Below are 19,626 nucleotides of genomic sequence, written 5' to 3'. Positions count from 1 at the left end.
GGTCATATGACCGGCGGTCATAGAGTACGATCGAGAGCGGGGCGAGTCAAGGAGAGGGGAGGTCGGCGGTGCCGACGGGGACGTGGGAGCGGCTGCCGGAGAAGCGGCGGGCGGCCGTGCTGGCGGCGGCCGAGGCGGAGTTCGCGGCGCGCGGTTTCAGCGGCGGCAGCCTCAACACGATCTGCCGCGAGGCCGGGGTGTCGAAAGGCAGCCTTTTCCAGTACTTCACCGACAAGGCCGACATGTACGTCCACCTCGCGGAGCTGGCGAGCGTGCGGATCCGCGCGGCCATGGAGGCCGAGATCGCGAAGCTCCCGTGGGACAAGGACTTCGCCGGCTCGCTCGACCAGCTGCTAGACGCGTGGGTGCGGTATTTCTACGACCATCCGCTCGAGCGCGCGATGACCGCGGCGGCCAACCTCGAACCCGATCCGGTCGCCCGCACGCCGGTCCGCGAGGCGGTCAACAGTCATTATCTGGCAGTGCTGCGGCCGCTGGTCGAACGCGCGGTGGCAGCGGGCCAGCTGCGCGCGGACACCGATGTCGAGATCGTGTTGTCGTTGCTGCTGCTGGTCCTGCCGCATCTGGCGCTCGCCCCGCACGTCGAGGGGCTGGATCCGCTTCTCGGCCTGGTGGAAGGCGATTCCGCGCACGCGGCGGCGACCGCGCGCCGGATGACCGGGGCGATGCTGGCGCCGTATCTCCGCTGAGCGATACCGGGCGGAGAGATACCGGAAATGCGGTTCGCCGCGTCCCCGCCGGAAATCCGCGGTGGTATAGACTGGCGCGGCCCACGTGATTACCGATTCGCCGCACGCGCACCGACAGGGGTCGACCGATGACCAGCAAGAAGAACGCCGCACCGGCCGGGGAAAAGGGCGGCAATCGGCGGCTGGCGGAAAAGGTGTCGGAGCGGATCGAAAAAGACATCATCGACGACGGCTGGCGCGTCGGATCGGTGCTCGGCTCGGAAACGGAGCTGATCGAGCGGTACGGGGTCAGCCGGGCAGTGTTCCGCGAGGCGGTACGGCTGGTCGAGCACCAGCAGATGGCGTCGATGCGCCGCGGTCCCGGTGGCGGACTCGTGGTGACAGAACCGGATCCGGGCGTCGTGCGCAACGCGGCGCGGGTGTACCTGCGGCACGCCGAGGTGAGCCGGCGGCAGCTGATGGAGGCGCGGACCGCCCTCGAGGTCGCGGGCATCGCGCTGGCCGCGGAGAACCTCACGGAATCGGGAATCGTCCGGCTGAAAGAGGCGCTCGAATCCGAACGCGAACTCCTCGAGCAGGGATTCACCCGGGGGCACGCGCGCAATCTGCACCGCGTTATCGCCGAACTCGCCGGAAACCCGGCGATCACATTGTTCGTGGAAGTTCTCGCGCAACTCGATCAGGACATCGTGCAGCGAGAATGGGACGCGGAAGACTCCGGCGGCGAACACTCGGACGCCGCCCGTGAATCGCACGAGGCGCACGAAGCGATCGTGGCGGCCATCGTCGCCGGGGACGCTCCGCTGGGCCAGCACCGGATGCGCCGGCACCTGCAGGCCATCGCCGCGTTGCTGCGGCCGGACGCCTGACCCTCCCCGCAGAGTGCACTCTTTCACCTCCTCCTGGCACCACGTCCGGATTCTGGCTTCAGGTTCCATAAAAGAGTATACTGTATTGATGCTGACCACCATGGGTTTTGAAACCGGAAGCTGTGTCCTGGTCACCGGCGCGGGCAGCGGGATCGGCCGCGCGATCGCGCTCGGCGCGGCCGAACTGGGGCTCGCGGTGGCCGCGTGGGACCTCGACCTCGCGGCGGTGACCAGCCTCGCCGAGGAGGCGGGCGGCGAAGTGCTGCCGGTCGAGGCGGACGCCGCCGACCCGGTCTCGGTCGCCGCGGCGCTGGACCGCACGCTGGCCTGGCGTACGCCGGGGATGCTGGTCAACAACGCCGGTCCGTCGAGCCAGCGGCCGCGGCCGTTCGCGGACGGAGTGGTCGGCGTCCTCGGGCTCGTCGAACTGGTCACGACCTCCTGGCTCGACCGGGTGCGGGAGCGGGCGGAATCCGTCGTGAACGTCGCGTCGATCGCGGGCACGGTGATCGGCGGCGGCGTGAGCTGGTACTCCGCGGCGAAGGCGGGCGTGCTCGGCTACACCAGGTACCTCGCCGCGGAGGCGCCGTTCGGCGTGCGGGTGAACGCGATCGCGCCCGGCCTGGTGGAAACGCCGCGGATGAAGGAGTTCTTGCCCTCGGAGACAGGCAGGCGCATGGTGGGCCGCACGCCGCGCGGGCGAGCCGTGCAGCCCGCCGAGGTCGCCGCGGCGGTGTTGTTCCTGGCCTCCCCGTCGGCCGCGGGAATCACCGGCGCGGTCGTCCCGGTGGACGCCGGGCTGTCCGTCACGGTCTGACCCCAGCCCCTCCGACCCAAGCCCTCTGACCACAAGGAAGTGTTGATGAGTTCCCGAAGCACCCCGCCCGATGCCGACCTCGTGCGCAGCCTCGGCCTGCCCGCGACGGGCTCCGTGTACGACCTGTCGACCGGCTGGTGGCGGCACATGCCGACGTTCGCGGGCAACCCGCAGCTGGAAGTCGTCACGTACAACTCCCCGCAGGGGCAACGCGCCGAAGGCCGGTTCCCGTTCGACTCGCCGGGCACGAACGACGTCGAGTTCGGGTATGTGTCCGAACTGGTCTCCGGCAGCCTGCACACCGGAACGCACATCGACGCGCTGTGCCACGTCACGTGCGGCAGCGAGGACGAGTGGCACGGCGGGACGTCGGCGAACAACGGGCTCGGCGACTACGGTGCGCTGCGCGGCGACGCGTCCGAGTTGGGTCCGATCATCGGCCGCGGCGTGCTGCTCGACATCCCGAAACTGCTCGGCCTCGACGTCCTGCCGCCGCATTTCGCGGTCGGGGAAGACCATCTCCGGCAGGCGGCCGAGGCGGGCGGCGTCACGATCACCGGGTCGGACATCGTGCTCGTGCGGACCGGGCAGATGAAGTTCTGGCCGGACACCGCGCGGATCGCCGAGGAGAGCGGCGGCAGCGGCGTCGGCGTGGACGGGGCGCGGTGGCTGGTGTCGAAGGGCGTGCGGTACGTCGGCGCGGACACCATGTCGTTCGAGGTCCGGCCGTCGCCGGTGCCGGGCAATCCGCTGCCGGTGCACGTGCTTTTGCTGCAGCAGCACGGGATCCACATCATGGAGTGGGTGAACTGCGAGGACCTGGCGGCGGACGGCGTCGTCACGTTCCTCTTCGTCGCGCTGCCGTTGACCCTGCGGGGCGGGACCGGTTCGCCGCTGCGCCCGATCGCTGTTGTCTGAAGGGAACCGGAATGGATTTCGCCAACGACGTGCCGCTCAGCCCGCTGAGTTTCCTGCGGCGCACAGTCGATCTCGACGGCGACGGGATCGGCGTGGTCACCGATGCCGGGGAACGGGTGTCGTGGGCGCGGCTGGCCGACCGGGCGGAGCGGCTGGCCGGACGGCTGCGGGAACTGGGACTCGGCGAGGGCGACCGGGTCGCGGTGCTGGCGCCCAACGGTGTGCCGTTGCTGGAAGCGCATTACGGCGTGCCCGGGGCCGGGTGTGCTTTGGTGGCGTTGAATACGCGTCTCTCGCCGGACGAATACACGCAGCTGCTGCGGCTTTCCGGCGCGAAGGTGCTCATCGTCGACCAGTCGCTGGCCGCCCAGATCGCCGAACGAACGCCTGAGCTGCGTGCGGTCGTGGTGATCGGCGAGGACTACGAGGATTGGTTGCGCACGGCGGATCCGGTGCCGTTGCGGCTGCCGAGCGATGAACGTCAGCCGTTGGCGGTCAACTTCACCTCCGGCACCACGGCGGGCCCGAAAGGCGTGGTCTACACGCATCGCGGTGCGTACCTCAACGCGCTCGGCCAGGTCGTTTCCACTGGCCTGCAAGCAAGTTCGCGCTACCTGTGGACGCTTCCGATGTTCCACTGCAACGGCTGGTGCTACACCTGGGCGGTCACCGCGGCGGGCGCGCGGCACGTCACGCTGCGGAAAGTGGATGCGACGCGGGCGTTCGAGCTAATTGAACAGGAAGCGGTGACGCATCTCAGCGGCGCTCCGGTTGTGCTCGACATGCTGGTTCAGGCGAGCGGCGGCGCGCGGTTCGCGCAGCAGGTGCAGTTCGCGGTCGGGGGAGCGCCGCCGTCGCCCGCAGCGATCGCGGCGATGGCTGGGATCGGTATCGAGGTGACGCACCTCTACGGGATGACGGAGACGTACGGGCCTTCGCTGATGTGCGTCCCTCGGCCGGAGTGGCAGGAGCTTGCACCGGAGAAGCGGGCGAAAATGATGGCCCGGCAAGGGGTTCGGACAGTGAACGTCGAGTCGGCGCGCGTGGTGACTCCGGGGCTCGAGGACGTTCCCGCGGACGGGGAGACTCTGGGTGAGTTGGTGATCCGCTCGAACACGGTCATGGCGGGGTATCTCGACAATCCGGCCGCGACCGAGGCGGCGTTCGCTGGGGGCTGGCTGCACACCGGCGATGTGGCGGTACGGCATCCGGACGGGTACGTCGAGGTCCGCGACCGGCTCAAGGACGTGATCATCAGCGGCGGGGAGAACATCGCGTCGATCGAGGTCGAGAACGCGCTGCTGGACCACGAGGCGGTCGCGGAGGCCGCGGTGGTCGCGAAGGCGGATCCGAAGTGGGGGGAGGTGCCGGTCGCCTTCGTGCGGCTCCGCGACGGGGCGGAGGTGTCCGATGTGGACTTGATCAGTTGGCTGCGGGGACGGTTGGCGCATTTCAAGGTACCCAAGGACATCCGGTTCACGGAGTTGCCGAAGACGTCGACGGGAAAGATTCGCAAGGCGGAGCTGCGCAAGCTGGCGGCCGGGGCGGTGGGCGGTCCGTGAGGGGAACCCTGAGGGAATCAGAGTCCGTGAGGGTTCCCCTCACGGAAGTTGCGCCGAGGCCGGGAGAGCTGGCGGAAATGCCGAGCCTCAATCCGGCGAGGCGGCGAGAGCGTCGGCGCGGGCTTGGCGGCGGTCCGGTTTGTTGTTCGCGGTGAGCGGCACCGCGGCGATCAACCGGACCGTCTTCGGGATCTTGTAACCCGCCAGTTCCGCGCGGCAGTACTCCCGCAATGCCGCCGGTTTCACAGTCCGTCCCGCCACCGCGACGACGCTCACCTCGACCCGTTCTCCCCAGTGTTCGTCGGGCATCCCGTACACGATCGCGTCGGCGACATCCGGATGCCTGAGCACGACCTCCTCCACTTCGCGCGGGTAGACGTTCTCCCCGCCGCTGATGATCATTTCCTTGCGGCGGCCCGCGATGGTCACCCAGCCGTCCTCGCTCCGCGACGCGAGGTCTCCAATGTGGACACCGTCGGCCTGGAAGGTCCTGGCCGTCTCGTCGGCGAGGCCGTAGTAGCCGCGGGTCTGCCACGGGCACGAAACCACCAGGTCGCCGACGACACCTGGAGCGGCTTCGCGGCCATCAGCGTCGAGGATGTGCACGGTCGCGCCCGGCAGCGGCCTTCCGACCCCGGCGAACCGCCCGGCCAGCAGGTCCTCGTGGTCGAATCCCATCACCGAGCCGAATTCGGTCGCGCCGAAACCGGCTCGGATGCGGGCGTTCGGGAAGTCGTGCAGCAGGTCCTGCACGAAATCGCCAGTGGAGGGGGCGGAGCCGAACCGGATCGCGGTGACGTTGTCGCGGCGCGTCGACGCGTATTCGGGCCGGGCGCGCAAGGCGGCGAACATCGTCGGCGCGCCCATGAGCCTGCTGGCGCCCTGGTCGATCGCGGCGAGTGCGGCCGCGGGGTCGAAGCGCCGGTGGATCCAGACCTCGCCGCCGGCGAACAGCGGTGTCAGCAGGTTCGTGCCGAGCGTGATGTGGAAGAACGGCGAGAAGAACAGTTCGACGTCCGACTGGACCCGCGGATTGCCGTGTGCGCAGGTGTTCAGCCACAACCACAGGCTGCGGTGAGTGTGCACCGCGCCCTTCGGACTGCCGGTGGTGCCGCCGGTGCCGAAAATGATCGCGAAGTCGTCCTCGGCCGGGTCGTTCTGGTCGCCGCGCGGTTTGTGCAGCGGGGCCAGCCGTTCGGCGATCGGTGCGGGCTGGTTCGCCGAGGGAAGTTCGATGACGCGGTATCCGGTTTCCCAGGCGAGCGCGGCGTAGGTGGGGTCGGCGACCAGCGCGGCGGGTTCGAGCGCGCTGAGGTACGCGCGAGCTTCTGGCGCGGTCAGCCGGATGTTCAACGGCGCGGCTACCATTCCGGCGGCGAGCGCGCCGAGGATCGCGACCGTGTGCGGGATCGACGGCTCCATCGCGGTGACGATCCGGTCGCCCGGCCTGGCCCCGGACTCGCGCAAGGCGGCAGCGGTCGCGTCCATGGCGGCGACCAGTTCGGCGAAGGTCAGTTCGCCGTGCTCGTCGGCCAGGGCACGCCGGTGCGCGCCGTGCGGTTGCCCGCCGATCGTCCGCAGCCAGCTCGGCAGCGTCAGGTCGTTGCCCACGGTCGTTCCTCCTTCACAGCTCCGCCCGGAAGATCGGGGCGGGCTCCTCGTATAGTGCCTCGTCCAGTGCGGAGAGTTCGGCCGCCCAGCCCGGGTAGTCCGCCTCTAGCCGGGCGATCTCGGCTGGAGCCGGGGACAGTCCGGCCGCGGCGAGCAGAGCCGCGACGGTCATCGGACGCTCTCCATCGGCGTCTGCCGATGCCAGCTGGTCCGTTGCTGGTAGGCTTGTCCGGCGGCGAGTACGGCGGCCTCGTCGAACGGGCGTCCGGCGATCTGCAGGCCGAGCGGCAGCCCGTCGTCGGTGAAACCCATCGGAACTGACAGCGCCGGATTGCCCGCCGCGTTCCAGTAGGAGGTGAGTGCGGTGTCGGCCATTCCGGACGTGCTCAGCTCGGCGATCTCGGGCGCGCCGGAGGTGGCGGTTGGCATCAGCACCAGATCTACCTCGGTGAACAGTTGCGCGAGCTTCCGTTGCCCGGCCCGCCGGACTCGTTGCAGCTGCACGTAATCAGCGGCGGAGACGAGCGCGCCCTTCGCGATCGCCATCCGCGTGGAGGCACCGTAATCGGACCACCGGCGTTGGAGATTCGTTCGGTGCCAAGCGAAAGCCTCCGCCGCGAGACCGAATTTGGTCACCGTCTTCAGTTCCGTGTAGTACGGCAGTTCGACCGGCCTCGTGTGTGCGCCCGCGTCGCGCAGAATAGTCACTGCCTGATTGAAGACCGGGTCTGGTGCCGCAACGACTCCGATCCGTACCCCAGCCAGTGAACCGGTGAGCCCGCTGCGGTAGTCCTCGAAAGGCCGGTCGACCGAGGAAGGATCGCCCGGGTCGGCCCCGGCGAGCACGGTCAGCAGGATCGCGCAGTCCTCGGCGCTGCGGGCGAGCGGGCCGACGTGGTCGAAGCCGGGCGCGAGCGGGACGCAGCCGTTCTTCGGCACCCGGCCGTACGTCGGCTTGAGCCCGGTGACCCCGCACAACGCGGCGGGGTACCGGACGCTGCCCGCGGTGTCGGTGCCGAGACTGCCGAACACCAGTCCCGCGGCGACCGCGCTCGCGCTGCCGGAGCTGGATCCGCCGGTGTAGTGCGTGGGACGCCACGGGTTGCGCGGGAGCGGGAACCCCTTCGTCGTATCCGGCGCACCGATTCCGAACTCCATCGTGGTCGTCTTCCCGGTGAGCACCGCACCGGCAGCGCGTAGCCGGGCGACCGCCGGTCCGTCGCCTTGCTGGCCCCAGGCGCGATCGAACACCTGGCTTTGCGCGGTCGTCTCGCCCTCGTCGGTAGCGAGGAGATCCTTGACTGCCAACGGAATCCCGTGCAGCGGACCGCGGTCGAGGCCAGCAGCCAGTTCGGCATCCGCTCGTTCCGCGGCGGCGCGCGCCGGTCCGTCGAACCGCGAGAGGTAGATGCCCAGCGCGGCGTCGTGCTCGTCGGCGGCGGCGAAGGCGGACTCGGCCAACGCCACCGCGGTGGTCCTCCCAGTTCGGAGGGCCACCGCGGCTTCGGCGATGCTCAGGACCATCGCGCGGCCGGTTCGGCGGCGGGGGAGTCCGCCTCGGGCGATTCGGTGAGGTCGCTGCCGCGGGTCTCCGAGATCCGCCAGATCGCCACGATGGTGATCACCGCCCCGATGCCCGCGATGGCGCTCAGCGGCAGGCTCGACCCGCCGAACCCGGCGACCAGGCTGCTCGCGATCAACGGCGTGAACCCGGCGCCGATCAGGCTCGCCATCTGGTAGCCCAGCGAAACCCCGGTGTAGCGCACGCCGGTGCCGAACATCTCCGACAGCATCGGCGCGAGCGGCGCGTACATCAGGTTTTGCAGCACCTGCGCGCCCATGAGACCGAGCGTCAGCCACAGGACCGAGCCGCTGGTGACCATGGCGTACAACGGAAGCGCGTAGAGGATCGTGCCGACGGCGCCGATCAGGCTCACCGTCCGCCGTCCGACCCGGTCCGACCACGCGGAGAAGGTCGGGATGCAGATGATGCCGACGCCCGCGACGAACAGGAGCGCGCGGGCCACGTCGGACACGTCGTAGCCGAGGGTTTTGGCGTAGGCGATGCTGTGCGAGCTGACCAGCGCGGTCAGTGCGAACGGCCCGATCCCGGCCGCGCAGGCGAGGATGAGCGCGCGCGGGCGGCGCAGCACCTGCAGCACCGGGACGGCGGGCTTCTTGTCGCCGGACTTGGCCGCCTGCTCGCGGAAGACCGGGCTCTCCGAGACCCGCAGCCGCACGTACAGGCCGATGATCAGCAGCAGCGCGCTCAGCAGGAACGGCAGCCGCCAGCCCCACGAGAACAGCGCGGGTTTCGGGAGCAGGCTCACCAGCGCGAACACGAGCGTCGCCAGGAACGACCCCAGGGGCGACCCGAGTTGCATGATGCCGGCCCACAGGCCGCGCCGGCGCGCGCTCGCGTGCTCGACGACCATCAGCGCCGCGCCGCCCCATTCGCCGCCGACCGCGATCCCTTGCACCACGCGGAGGAACACGAGCAGCAGCGGCGCGGCGACGCCGATCGAGCTGTAGGTCGGCAGCACGCCGATGAGGAAACTGGCCGCGCCCATCAGCGTCATGGTCACCATCAGCATCGACTTGCGGCCGAGCCGGTCGCCGAAGTGGCCGAAGACGAGCCCGCCGAGCGGACGCGCGACGTAGCCGGCGGCGAGCGTGCCGAACGCGGCGATGGTGGAGGTCGAGCCGTCCAGCGACGGGAAGAACAGCGGGCCGAACACGAGCGCGGCGATCGAGCTGTAGATCAGGAAGTCGTAGTACTCGATCACGGTGCCCAGCAGGCTGGACATCGTCACCTTGCGCAGTTCGGGGGACGCGGCGTTCTGCTGCTGCGGGGCGGGCGGCTGCGGTTCTGGCGAGACCATCGGGACCTCCGGGGATGGGGCGATGAGCGACCGAGTTGAGGATACTGATAGGCGGACGGAGTGCAAGAGGTGCACGTTCCGGATGCGATTCCGTTACCACCGCTATGACCGGCGATTTTGAGCCGATGGGAGAGCGAAGTGGCCCGTGCCTGGTTGCATAGCAGGGCTAATTGAGTATCCTTTATTCATCGAACGAGGTGGAAGGAGTCGGCGACGTGCACCGACTGGACGAGCGCCAGGGCCGCCGCGGGCCGGAGGGACGCTGATGGAGTTCGCGTGGGATCAGGCCGACGTCGCGTTCCGGCGCGAGCTGGGGGACTTCCTCGACCGCGAGCTGGCGGAATGGGACCGGTCCGAGACCGGCCTCGGCAGCGCCGTCTACAGCGATTTTTCGCGCGGGTTCGTCGGCAGGCTGGCGGAAAAGGGCTGGCTCACGCCGCACTGGCCGCGAGAGTACGGCGGCGGCGGGCAGGGCGCGTGGCAGCATTTCGTGCTCGGCGAGGAGATGTGGCGGCGCGGGGAGCCGCGCGGGCCGCAGTACATGAACGTCAACTGGGTCGGGCCGGCGATCATCAAGTACGGCACCGAGGACCAGCGGCGCAAGCTGCTCCCGCCGATCGCGCGCGGCGAGGTCTTCTGGTGCCAGGGCTTCTCCGAACCCGAGGCGGGCACCGACCTGGCCGCGTTGCGGACGAAGGCGGTGCGCGACGGCGACAGCTACGTCCTCAACGGACAGAAGATCTGGACGTCCTACGCCAACGTCGCCGACTACTGCTTCCTGCTCGCGCGCACCGGGTCGGCCGCCGACGGCCGCGACGGCATCTCGGTCTTCCTGCTCCCGTTGAACACCCCGGGAGCCGAGGTCCGGCGCATCCCGGGGTTCGTGGGCGATCATTCCTTCAACGAGCTCTTCCTGACCGACGCCCGGATTCCGGCGGACTGCCTGCTCGGGGAGGAGAACAAGGGATGGGAGATCGTCCGGCGCACGCTCGCCTACGAACGCGTCGGCGCGCCCCGGTACGCCCGGGCGGCGCTGGTGCTGGACCGGCTGGCCGCCGAGGTCGGCGCGGTCGGACGGCTGGCCGACCCGGGGATCCAGGAGCAGTTCGGCCGCGCGCGGGCAGCGTGCGAGGCGGCGCGCGTGCTGGTGTACCGGGTGATCGACGAGCGGGCGAAAGCGAAGGAGCCCTCGCCGATGGCGTATCAGGCCCGCGCCGCGATGGTGCAGGCCGAACGCGCGGTGGGCGACCTCGCGCTGGACGTGCTGGGCAGCGAGGCACTCGTCGAAGGAGCGCTGGGCGATGCGCAGTTCCGCAACTCGCTCGGCGCGGGCATCGCCGCGGGCAGCTACGAGGTGCAGCTCAACCTGATCAGCCGTCTCATCCTCGAACTGCCGAAGGACTAGCCGTGGATTTCGAACCGACCTCGACCCAGCGCGCGGTGCTCGACGCGCTGGGCGCCCTGCTGGCCCGGCACGCCGGACCGGAACGCAGCCGTGAGCTGGCCGCTCGCGGCGAATACGACTGGAACCTCGAAGAAGCGTTGCGGCGCGACGGTTTTCTCGACCTGTTCGCCGCGGAGGACGCCGGTCCGCTCGACGCGACCTTGGCGGTAGAGGCGATCGCCGCGGAACTCGGCGCGGTGAGCGCGGTGCCGCACCTGCTGGTGCTGCCTGCGCTGGGGCTCGACCGCCCGGCCGGGCCGGTGGTGCTCGCGGCGGGCGAGCCGGGTCCGGTGCGCTACGGCGGCGAGGCGACGCGGATGCTGCTCGCCGACGGCGACCGGTGTTTCGCCGCTGACCTCGATCCCGGTGCGGCTGAACGGGTTCCGTCGGCTTACGGCTATCCGCTCGCCCGGGTGGTTCCTGCTGGTCGCGAGGAATTGGCTCCCGGGGCAGCGGAGACAATGGTGAACTGGTGGCGGGTCGGCGTGTCCGCGGAGGCGGTCGGCATGATGCGGCGAGCCGCCGGCATCGCGGTCGCCTACGCCAAGGACCGCAAGGTGTTCCGCCGCTCGCTCGGCTCGTTCCAGGCGCTGCAGCACCGGCTGGCCGAGGTGAACGTGCTGGTGGAAGGCGCGCGCTGGCTCGTCTACGAGGCCGCGTTCGCCGGGGCGCCCGCCGAAGCCGCCGCGGTCGCCGCGACGCACACGATGTCCGCGCTCGGCCGCGTGACCAGGGAAACCCACCAGATCATGGGCGCGATCGGGCTGACCGCCGAACACGACTTGCACCTGTGGACGCTGCGGTTGCAGGTGCTGCGCGCGGAACTGGGCAGTTGGCGGACGCCGAGCCGGGCCGCCGCCGAAGCACGCTGGGCGACGGCATGAGCGTCGCGTTGACGCCCACCGAAGAGCAGCGGGCGCTGGCCGAGGTGGTCCGGAGTTTCTGCCGGACGCACTGTCCGGACGAGGTGTGGCGCTCCGGTGCGTTCCCGGCGGAGTTCTGGCGCGGGCTGGCCTCGCTCGGAGTGCTTTCGCTGGCGGTGCCGGGCGAAGGCGGCGGGGCGGGTGACATCGCGGCTGCTTGCGCGGAGCTGGGCCGGGCTGCTGCGCCTGGTCCGGTGGCGGCGACGGTGTTCGCGACCCATGCGCTGCCGCCAGAGCTTTCGGCTCAGGTTGCGGACGGGAATTGCGTGGCCTCGGTCGGTGCGCCGCCTTTGTTGCCTTGGGCTCCGGTGGCGGGTGTTTTCGTTGAAACGGACGGCGGCGCGGGGGCTTGGCTCGCCGAGGCTGGTTCGGTCGAACCGGTCGAGGTGCTGGGCGGAGAGCAGTGCGGCCGGGTCGAGCTGACCCGGATTCAGCCGTTGGAACGCGTCGAGGCGGCGACGGCGCTCTCGGACATCGCGGCAGCCGCCTATCTCAGCGGTGCGGGACGGCGGTTGCTGGACCTCGCTGTCGAGCATGCGCGTACGAGAGTCCAATTCGGACGTCCAATCGGGACATTCCAGGCCGTCGCACATCCGCTCGTGAACGCCGGGCTTTCGCTTACCGCGGCGGAGAAACTCACCACGATGGCGGCGCTCGCGCTCGACGACGGACATCCCGACGGGACCGCGCTGGCGGCCGCGGCGCGGTGTTCGGGAGGGCGGGCATCGGTCGAGGCGGCGGAGGTCGCGCACCAGACGCTCGGCGCGATCGGGTATTCCGTGGAGGGACCGATCGGGCCGCTTTCGCAGCGGATCAGGCACCAGGCATCGCGGCCGGGGTGCGCGGACAAGATAGCGGCGAAGTACCGCCGGAAAGGCCAGGAACGATGAGCGACGCGCCCGAGGTGCTGTTCGAAAAGCGCGACCACGTCGCCTGCCTCACGCTCAACCGCCCGCACCGGGGCAACTCGCTGACCGGGTCGATGATGCCGGTGATCCGCGAGATGTGGGCCGAGGTCCGCGACGACCCGTGGATCCGCGCGGCGATCGTGATCGGCGCGGGGGAGCGGCATTTCTGCACCGGGGCCGACGTGCACGCGGTCGCCGGGCGCGGCGGGATGAGCACCGGGAACGGGCCGCTGACCGACGAGGTGTTCTGGTCGCCGCGGCAGAACCGGGTGTGGAAACCGGTGATCAGCGCGGTCAACGGGCTGGTCGCCGGGGCCGGGCTGCACTTCGTGGTCGACGCGGACATCGTGCTCGCGGCCGATCACGCGGCGTTCATGGACACGCACGTGAACGTCGGTCTCGTCGGCGCGATGGAGAACATCGGGCTGGCGAAACGGCTTCCGCTCGGCTCGGCGCTCCGGATGACGCTGATGGGCAAGAGCTACCGGATGCCCGCTCAGCGCGCGTACCAGCTCGGGCTCGTCGACGAACTGTCCACTTCGGAGGATCTGATGGCCGACGCCGAGGAAATGGCCCAGTTGATCGCGCGGAACTCGCCGCAGGCGGTGTCGCTGTCGAAGCAGGCGGTCTGGAATTCGCTGGAGATGGGATACGGGCAGGCGTGCGAGTACGGCTGGTCGCTGCTGCGCATGCACTGGGCCCACCCGGACGCGAAGGAAGGTCCGCGCGCGTTCGCCGAGGGCCGCGAGCCTAACTGGACAACCGGGGAGCAATGAGATGGATTTCGGCTTCACCGCTGAGGAAGAGGCGTTCCGGGCGGAGGTTCTCGAGTTCCTCTGGGAGTACCGGGACACCGACGGGTACTTCCACCGCGGCAAGAACACCGCCGACGGCGTCCGCCGGGTCTACCGCGCGCTGGGCGACCGGGGCTGGCTGTCGCTGTCGTGGCCGGTCGAGTTCGGCGGCGGCGGACGGTCGCCTGCTTACGAGTTCATCCTCTGGGACGAGATGGCCTACGCACGGGTAGCGCGCCCGCCGATGGGCCCGGGTCTCGTGGCCAAGGCCCTGATGACGCACGGCACCGACGAGCAGCGCGAGCGATACCTCGCCGACCTGCGACGCGGTCGGCTGAACTTCTGCCTCGGCTACTCCGAACCGGACGCGGGCTCGGACCTCGCCGCGGTGCGCACGAAGGCTCGGCGCGTGGGCGACCATTACGTGGTCGACGGGGCGAAGTGCTGGACGTCTAACGCGCACTGGTCGGACCGCATTTGGCTGCTGTGCCGGACCGGGGCGCCGGATAGCCGTTCGCGCGGGCTGAGCGTGCTGATCGTTCCGCTGGACAGTCCCGGGATCACCGTGTCGCCGATCCCGACCCTGGACGGCGGACGGCTGAACGAGGTCCGGTTCGACGGCGTGCGGGTCCCGGTCGCTGATCGGGTGGGTGCGGAGAACGAGGGCTGGCAGGTCGTCGCGTCGGCGCTCGCGGTGGAGCGGCACGTGCAGTTTCCGCCCAAACGGTTGCGTCGGGACTTGCACGACCTGATGGCTGCGCTGGACTCGGCCGGAGTCGCCGAAGATCCGGTGGTGCGGCGGCGCGTGGGTGAGCTGTCTGTCCGGCTAGCCGAGGTCGATGCGCTTGCGCTGGCCCTGCTGGGCGAGGTGATCCGGGGAGAACCGGCCGCGGTCCCGGCGGCGTATCACAAGCTGGCGGGCACGGTGCTGGCCCAGGACATCGCCCGCGCCGGGATGGAGTTCGGCGGGGCGGAGGCGGTGGTCGCGGGGACGGATACGGAGTTTCTGTGGCGGCAGTCGATCCTGGAGACGATCGGCGGCGGCACTACCGAGGTGATGCGGGGGTTGATCGCGCGGCAGGAGTTCGGGTTGTCGGCTTGAGTGGGGGGCTCGTGAGTGGCTGTCCCGGTTCTAACCGGCATCAGCACTCACGAGCTCTTACCCGTGCCCCGCGGAGGTAGGCCGCGAGCCGGATCCGCAGTCCGCGCAGGTCGCGGAGAGCGAGCGGCAGGTGATAAGCCGGTCGGTAGCCCACCGCAACACCCGCGTCCCCGCATGGTCCGGCGAAGTAGACGAACCCGTCGTCGTGGTCGCGGCGGGCGGGGGACCAGGGCTGGTCCTGCCAGGCGCGCGCGGCGGCGTGGCTGGCGATCCAGTAGCTCGGGGCCTTCATCGTCTCGGCGATCGCAGCGGCGAAACCGGCGGCGTCGGTGTCGCTGACGCCCAGTCCGCGGCCTGGCCACACGCGCGGCAGCACTCGGTCCGCGGTGTGGTCCTCGAGCCACGGCGCGCAGGCGAAGATCGCGCTGGTCCCGTCGACCGAGACCGACCAGCGTTGCATCGCCGCAGTGGGCGGGATTTCGTACATGGCGACCACCTGCCGGGGAAACGACGATTTGGCGAAGCATAAATGAACGGTGCGGGGCAGCGCAGACCGCGGTTCAGCGAGGGGCGCCGAGTGCGGCGGAAATCCGGTCGGCCACGGTGCGGGTGAATCGGCCCGCCGCGGGAAGCCGCCCGCCGAGGCGCGATTTCGGCGCGGACACGTTGACCGCCGCGACGATGTCGCCGCGGAAGCCGTACACCGGCGCGGACACGCCGACCAGCCCGGGCTCGAACTCCTCGTCAACGGTTTCGTAGCCGCGTTTCCGGATCCCCGCCAGCTTCGCGGCCAGCTGGTCGAGCGTGAGCGGCGGCGGCTCCTCGGCGGGGCCGGGGAGATCGGGGAGCGGATGCGCGGCGGCGCCGGCGAAGGTCCGCCACCATTGCCCGACGGTTTCCTCGTCCCATTCGCTCAATAACACCCGTCCGGGTGAGGTCGAGAACGGGTCGACACCGACGCCTTCCCAGCCGAGTCCGCGAAAAGCGTGGGACGCGAGTTCGCTCCGGAGGGTGAACACCTGGCCGGCGCGCAGGACGCACAAATGCGTCGTTTCGTTCAGCCGCGCCACGATCGTGCGCAGAAATGGCGCGGCGAGGTGCGCGAGATGCGTTTCGGTGGCGTGCGTGGCCAGCGCGAACAACCGCCAGCCCGGCCGGTACGCGCGGGTGTGTTCGTCGCGCGAGACCAGACCGGCGTCGGCGAGCGTCGCGAGGGCGCGCGAGACCTGCGCCTTGTCGCGGCCGGACAGTTCGGCGACGCGGGACACGCCGAGTCCGTCCCGTGCCTCCGGCAGTGCGAGGACTTCGAGCAGGTCGACGTCGCGGACCAGCCCCGAGCCGTACGTGCGCTGGTTCGCCATGTTGAGGACTGTGCAACAACGATTGGGCAGCAGTCAATCCGCGGTTACCGTCCGAAGAGTGAAGATCGCCGACATCCAGCTGCTGCCCGGGACGCTGCCGCTCGATCCGCCGTTCGACGCCGCGTGGGATCCGGTTCCGCGCACGCGCTTCGACGCGACGGTGGTCAAGGTCGTCACCGACGAAGGCGTGGTCGGCTACGGCTCCGGCGACATGATGGCCGGTTTCGAGCCGTACGCGGAGCTGTTCCTCGGTCAGGATCCGATGGCCATCAGTCGACACGTGCGAGCGCTCGAGACGATCGCGTTCCACGCCGGGCGCTACTGGCCGTTGGAGATCGCGCTGTGGGACGTCATCGGGAAGGTGCTCGACGTCCCGGTCGCGACGCTGTTCGGCGGTGCCGCGGACGCGATCCCGGCGTATGCGTCGACCGGCCGGATCCTGCCCGCGGAGCAGCGGGCCGAGGTCATGGCCGGGATCCGCGAGCGCGGGTTCCAGGCGGCGAAGATCCGGCTGGCCGCCGACGATTTCGCTGGCGGAATCCGCACTATGCGCGCGGTCCGGGACGCGGTCGGGCCGGAGATGACGCTCATGGTCGACCTGAACCAGGCGTGGCGCATGCCCGGCGACGTGCGGCCTTCGCTCGACCCGGCGGCGGTCCGGCGGTTCGCGGAGGCGCTGCGCGAACTGGACGTGTTCTGGCTCGAAGAACCGCTGCCGCTGGACGACCGGCCCGGCCTGCGCGCGGTGCGGGACACCGGGATCCGCGTCGCCGGGGGAGAAATGGTCCGGACCTTCCGCGAACTGCTGGACCTGGTGGAGTCCGACGCCCTCGACGTCTATCAGCCCGACGTCGCGCTCGCCGCCGGAATGCTGCGCGCCCGGACTCTCGCCGAGCTGGTGCTGGCGCGCAATCGCCTCTTCACGCCGCACACCTGGTCGAACGGTCTCGGCCTGCTCGCGAACCTGCACGTGACCGCGGGCGTCGGCGGGGGACCGTACCTCGAATTCCCTTACGACCCACCGGTTTGGACGCCCGAGCGGCGCGATTTCCTGCTTTCCGCCCCGCTGGACATCGATGCGGACGGCCTGCTGCACGTGCCGTCCGTGCCGGGGCTGGGCGTCGCTGTCGACGAGGAACGGTTCGGGAGGAAGCCATGACAGAGACGCAAATCCCGGCCATCGAGATCGGCCCCTATCCGGCCGCCACTTTTGCCGCCGGTGCGGTCGAACAGCTGCCGCGACTGGTCCGGACGACCGGCGCGCGTAAGGTCGTGCTGGTCAGCGACCGCGGGCTGGTCGCGACCCCGTTGCCAGAGAAGACATCCCAGTTGCTGCGGCAGGACGGGTTGGCAGTCGAGGTTTTCTCCGACGTGCACCCGAATCCGACCACCGACGACGTCGACGCGGGCGGTGCGTTCGTGCGTGCCGCCGGTGCTGAGGCGGTGGTTTCGCTGGGCGGCGGGTCCGCTTTGGACGCTGCGAAGGCGATCGCGCTCGCCGCCGTCAACGAACGTCCGGCCACGGAATTGAGCTGGAGCACCGAGGAATCAGCGGATCTCGTGCCCGCGTTGCCGATCGTGGCGATCCCGACCACGTCCGGCACCGGGTCGGAGTGCAACGACCTCGGCGTCATCACCGATCCGCGGCAGCAGCGCAAGTGCTACCTGGGCGGCCCGGCTTGCCTTGCCCGGCACGCACTTCTCGACCCGGCGTTGACGTTGAGCCTGCCGCCTCGCGCGACCGCCGCCGCCGGAATCGACTGCTTGACCCATGCGGTGGAGTCGTTTCTCTCCGCGCGGCCGAATCCCTGGGCTGATGGTCTGGACCTGCAAGCAGTCCGCTTGGTCGCGGAGAATCTGCGTCGCGCGGTTTCCGACGGCGGCGACCTGACGGCGCGAGCGAACCTGATGCTCGCCGCACACACGGCAGGCCTGGCGATGCGGACTACCGGACTTGGCGTGGTGCACGGCGTCGGACACTCGCTGGGCGGCCGGTTCGACCTGCCGCACGGCCAGGCTTTGGCTCTGGTGCTCGGCGAATGCCTGCGGTTCAACCGCGCGGTGCGGGAGGAACGCTTGGCGCGCTTGGCGGAACCGCTGGGCGTCGCCGATGCCCGGGAATCGCTGGCGCACAACGCCGATGCGGCGATCGCGGCGATCGAACGGCTGGTCGCGGACGTCGAACTGTCCGGCCGGCTGCGCGAATTCGGCATCGGCGAAGGAGATCTGCCGGACCTGGTGGCCGACACCCTGGCGGACGGCGTGCTGGCGAACACCCCGCGCGAGGTCTCGGCGGCGGACGTGACCGGGATACTCCGCGCAACCTGGTAGTCCGGGGCGGGAACCGGCAATGTCGGACATAACTCGCGAATACCGTTGTGCGGCAACGGCGGACCGAGCAGGATCGCGGCTCGGCGCCGAATGGTGCACAAGGTAACGATCTTATGTCCGCTTATTCTGCGCGCGCCGCCGCGGGAGGACAGTGGAAGCGGACCGCCGACCCGGCAGGAGGCCGCGCCATGGACACAGCCGGAACGACCGAACAGCCGTCCCCCGCGGTCGTCGCGGGGGACGACAAACGGCTCAAGAAGCATTTCGGCCCGATCGGGCTGCTGTTCACCGCGGTGGGATCGATCATCGGGTCAGGCTGGCTCTTCGGCGCGCTCAAGGCGGCGCAGCTCGCCGGGCCCGCGGCGATCGTGTCGTGGGGGATCGGCGCGGTCATGTTCGTCCTGATCGGGATGACCTACGCGGAATTGGGCACGATGTTCCCGCATTCGGGCGGCGTCGCGCGGTTCCCGCACTATTCGTTCGGGTCGTTCGCGAGCTTCTCGATGGGCTGGGTCACCTGGATCGCGGCGGCCGCGGTGTCGCCGATCGAGGTGCTCGCGGTAGTCCAGTACGCCACGAACTACGTGCCCTGGCTGGAAAGGCTCGACGCGGACCGCAACGCCGTGCTCACCCCGGCGGGCACCGGCATCTCGGTCGCGCTGCTGGCGTTCTTCGTGCTGGTCAACTTCTTCGGCGTGCGCTGGTTCTCCCGGATCAACAACGTGCTCGTGTGGTGGAAGCTCGCCGTCATCGCGCTGGTGATCGTGGTGTTCCTGGTGACCGCCTTCAACACCGGCCATTTCACCGGCTTCGGCGGGTTCGCCCCGTACGGGACGCACGGGATCTTCTCCGCGGTCGCGAGCGCCGGCATCGCGTTCTCGTTCTTCGGGTTCCGGCAAGGCGTCGAGCTGGCGGGGGAGACCGCCAACCCGAAACGCAACGTGCCGCTCACGCTCATCGGTTCGGTCGTGCTCACCGGGATCCTGTACGTGCTGCTGCAGATCGCGTTCATCGGCGCGGTCCCGTCGGACGCGATCGCCAAACAAGGCTGGGCGCACGTCGGCGCGAACTTCACCACCGGCAGCGACGTGCTGGCCACGTTCGGCCCGCTCGCCGCGATCGCCGGGGTGCTCGGCATCGGCTGGCTCGCCGCGGTGCTGTACGCCGACGCGATCATCTCGCCCGGCGACACCGGCCTGATCTACACCGGCGTCACCGCGCGTATCTCGTATGCCATGGTGCGCAACGGAAACGAGCCGTCCGGGCTCGCGAAGGTGAACTCCGCGGGCGTGCCGTGGGTCAGCCTGATCCTCGCGTTCGTCGTCGGCTGCTTCTTCGTCCTGCCCTTCCCCGGGTGGAGCCAGCTGGTTTCGTTCGTCACGAACAGCACGGTG

General features: G+C 70.0%; 19 protein-coding genes. 13 read left to right on the top strand and 6 right to left on the bottom strand.

Annotation, left to right across the window (positions count from 1 at the left end; genetic code table 11):
* Positions 1-68 precede the first annotated feature (68 nt).
* The 5 genes from D0D37_RS07500 to D0D37_RS07480 all read left to right on the top strand — a co-directional run bounded on the left by D0D37_RS07500 (position 69) and on the right by D0D37_RS07480 (position 4,876).
* A complete protein-coding gene (locus D0D37_RS07500) occupies positions 69-710 on the top strand; it encodes a TetR/AcrR family transcriptional regulator (RefSeq protein WP_116199800.1) in 642 nt (213 codons plus the stop codon).
* A 128-nt stretch (positions 711-838) separates the two neighbouring features.
* Entirely contained in the window at positions 839-1,579 is a 741-nt protein-coding gene (locus D0D37_RS07495) for a FadR/GntR family transcriptional regulator (RefSeq protein ID WP_116199799.1), read from the top strand.
* Positions 1,580-1,667: 88 nt separating this feature from the next.
* The gene (locus tag D0D37_RS07490) at positions 1,668-2,396 is read left to right on the top strand and encodes an SDR family NAD(P)-dependent oxidoreductase (RefSeq protein ID WP_116199798.1); all 729 of its coding nucleotides are present in this window, start codon (positions 1,668-1,670) and stop codon (positions 2,394-2,396) included.
* 45 nt (positions 2,397-2,441) lie between these two features.
* Positions 2,442-3,314 (top strand): cyclase family protein, encoded by an 873-nt coding sequence (locus D0D37_RS07485; RefSeq protein WP_167493504.1) that lies wholly within the window; start codon positions 2,442-2,444, stop codon positions 3,312-3,314.
* Positions 3,315-3,325: 11 nt separating this feature from the next.
* The gene (locus D0D37_RS07480) at positions 3,326-4,876 is read left to right on the top strand and encodes an AMP-binding protein (protein WP_116199796.1); all 1,551 of its coding nucleotides are present in this window, start codon (positions 3,326-3,328) and stop codon (positions 4,874-4,876) included.
* A gap of 87 nt (positions 4,877-4,963) precedes the next feature.
* Here the strand turns inward: D0D37_RS07480 and D0D37_RS07475 are convergent, their stop codons facing one another.
* The 4 genes from D0D37_RS07475 to D0D37_RS07465 are packed head-to-tail and all read right to left on the bottom strand — an operon-like array spanning position 4,964 to position 9,369.
* Positions 4,964-6,487: a class I adenylate-forming enzyme family protein gene (locus D0D37_RS07475; RefSeq protein ID WP_116199795.1), complete on the bottom strand. Its 1,524-nt coding sequence runs from the start codon at positions 6,485-6,487 to the stop codon at positions 4,964-4,966.
* Positions 6,488-6,500: 13 nt separating this feature from the next.
* The gene (locus tag D0D37_RS47090; RefSeq protein ID WP_167493503.1) at positions 6,501-6,659 is read right to left on the bottom strand and encodes a hypothetical protein; all 159 of its coding nucleotides are present in this window, start codon (positions 6,657-6,659) and stop codon (positions 6,501-6,503) included.
* Positions 6,656-7,954, bottom strand: coding sequence for an amidase (locus D0D37_RS07470; RefSeq protein WP_341867972.1), 1,299 nt, complete (start codon positions 7,952-7,954; stop codon positions 6,656-6,658). The genes D0D37_RS47090 and D0D37_RS07470 overlap by 4 nt, the downstream gene beginning before the upstream one ends.
* Positions 7,955-8,001: 47 nt before the next feature.
* The gene (locus D0D37_RS07465) at positions 8,002-9,369 is read right to left on the bottom strand and encodes an MFS transporter (protein WP_116199793.1); all 1,368 of its coding nucleotides are present in this window, start codon (positions 9,367-9,369) and stop codon (positions 8,002-8,004) included.
* Between the two features lie 265 nt (positions 9,370-9,634).
* Here D0D37_RS07465 and D0D37_RS07460 point away from each other — a divergent pair, with 265 nt between their 5' ends.
* Genes D0D37_RS07460 through D0D37_RS07440 form a run of 5 tightly spaced genes read left to right on the top strand, consistent with a single transcriptional unit; the run spans position 9,635 to position 14,540 of the window.
* Positions 9,635-10,774 carry an acyl-CoA dehydrogenase family protein gene (locus tag D0D37_RS07460; RefSeq protein ID WP_116199792.1) on the top strand — a complete coding sequence of 380 codons (1,140 nt, stop codon included), beginning with the start codon at positions 9,635-9,637 and terminating at the stop codon, positions 10,772-10,774.
* A 2-nt stretch (positions 10,775-10,776) separates the two neighbouring features.
* Positions 10,777-11,697 carry an acyl-CoA dehydrogenase family protein gene (locus tag D0D37_RS07455; RefSeq protein ID WP_116199791.1) on the top strand — a complete coding sequence of 307 codons (921 nt, stop codon included), beginning with the start codon at positions 10,777-10,779 and terminating at the stop codon, positions 11,695-11,697.
* Positions 11,694-12,626 (top strand): acyl-CoA dehydrogenase family protein, encoded by a 933-nt coding sequence (locus D0D37_RS07450; RefSeq protein WP_116199926.1) that lies wholly within the window; start codon positions 11,694-11,696, stop codon positions 12,624-12,626. The genes D0D37_RS07455 and D0D37_RS07450 overlap by 4 nt, the downstream gene beginning before the upstream one ends.
* On the top strand, positions 12,623-13,420 hold the full coding sequence (locus D0D37_RS07445) for an enoyl-CoA hydratase/isomerase family protein (RefSeq protein WP_116199790.1): 798 nt from the start codon (positions 12,623-12,625) through the stop codon (positions 13,418-13,420). Before D0D37_RS07450 ends, D0D37_RS07445 begins: the two co-directional genes overlap by 4 nt.
* A gap of 1 nt (position 13,421) precedes the next feature.
* A complete protein-coding gene (locus D0D37_RS07440; RefSeq protein ID WP_116199789.1) occupies positions 13,422-14,540 on the top strand; it encodes an acyl-CoA dehydrogenase family protein in 1,119 nt (372 codons plus the stop codon).
* A 40-nt stretch (positions 14,541-14,580) separates the two neighbouring features.
* Here D0D37_RS07440 and D0D37_RS07435 read toward each other — a convergent pair whose 3' ends face one another.
* Both D0D37_RS07435 and D0D37_RS07430 read right to left on the bottom strand, forming a co-directional pair.
* Positions 14,581-15,027: a hypothetical protein gene (locus tag D0D37_RS07435; RefSeq protein ID WP_208719842.1), complete on the bottom strand. Its 447-nt coding sequence runs from the start codon at positions 15,025-15,027 to the stop codon at positions 14,581-14,583.
* Positions 15,028-15,100: 73 nt separating this feature from the next.
* Positions 15,101-15,901 (bottom strand): IclR family transcriptional regulator, encoded by an 801-nt coding sequence (locus D0D37_RS07430; protein WP_116199787.1) that lies wholly within the window; start codon positions 15,899-15,901, stop codon positions 15,101-15,103.
* A gap of 58 nt (positions 15,902-15,959) precedes the next feature.
* Here D0D37_RS07430 and D0D37_RS07425 point away from each other — a divergent pair, with 58 nt between their 5' ends.
* From D0D37_RS07425 to D0D37_RS07415, 3 genes are all read left to right on the top strand, one after another.
* Positions 15,960-17,060, top strand: coding sequence for a mandelate racemase/muconate lactonizing enzyme family protein (locus D0D37_RS07425; protein ID WP_116199786.1), 1,101 nt, complete (start codon positions 15,960-15,962; stop codon positions 17,058-17,060).
* Positions 17,057-18,232, top strand: a complete 1,176-nt coding sequence (locus tag D0D37_RS07420) for an iron-containing alcohol dehydrogenase family protein (protein WP_116199785.1) — start codon at positions 17,057-17,059, stop codon at positions 18,230-18,232. The genes D0D37_RS07425 and D0D37_RS07420 overlap by 4 nt, the downstream gene beginning before the upstream one ends.
* Positions 18,233-18,420: 188 nt before the next feature.
* The coding region (locus tag D0D37_RS07415; protein WP_162834116.1) for an APC family permease at positions 18,421-19,626 on the top strand (1,206 nt) is incomplete at its 3' end.

The organism is Amycolatopsis circi (assembly GCF_003385235.1).
Taxonomy (GTDB): Bacteria; Actinomycetota; Actinomycetes; order Mycobacteriales; family Pseudonocardiaceae; genus Amycolatopsis; species Amycolatopsis circi.
This window is presented reverse-complemented; position numbering and strand designations above follow the sequence as displayed.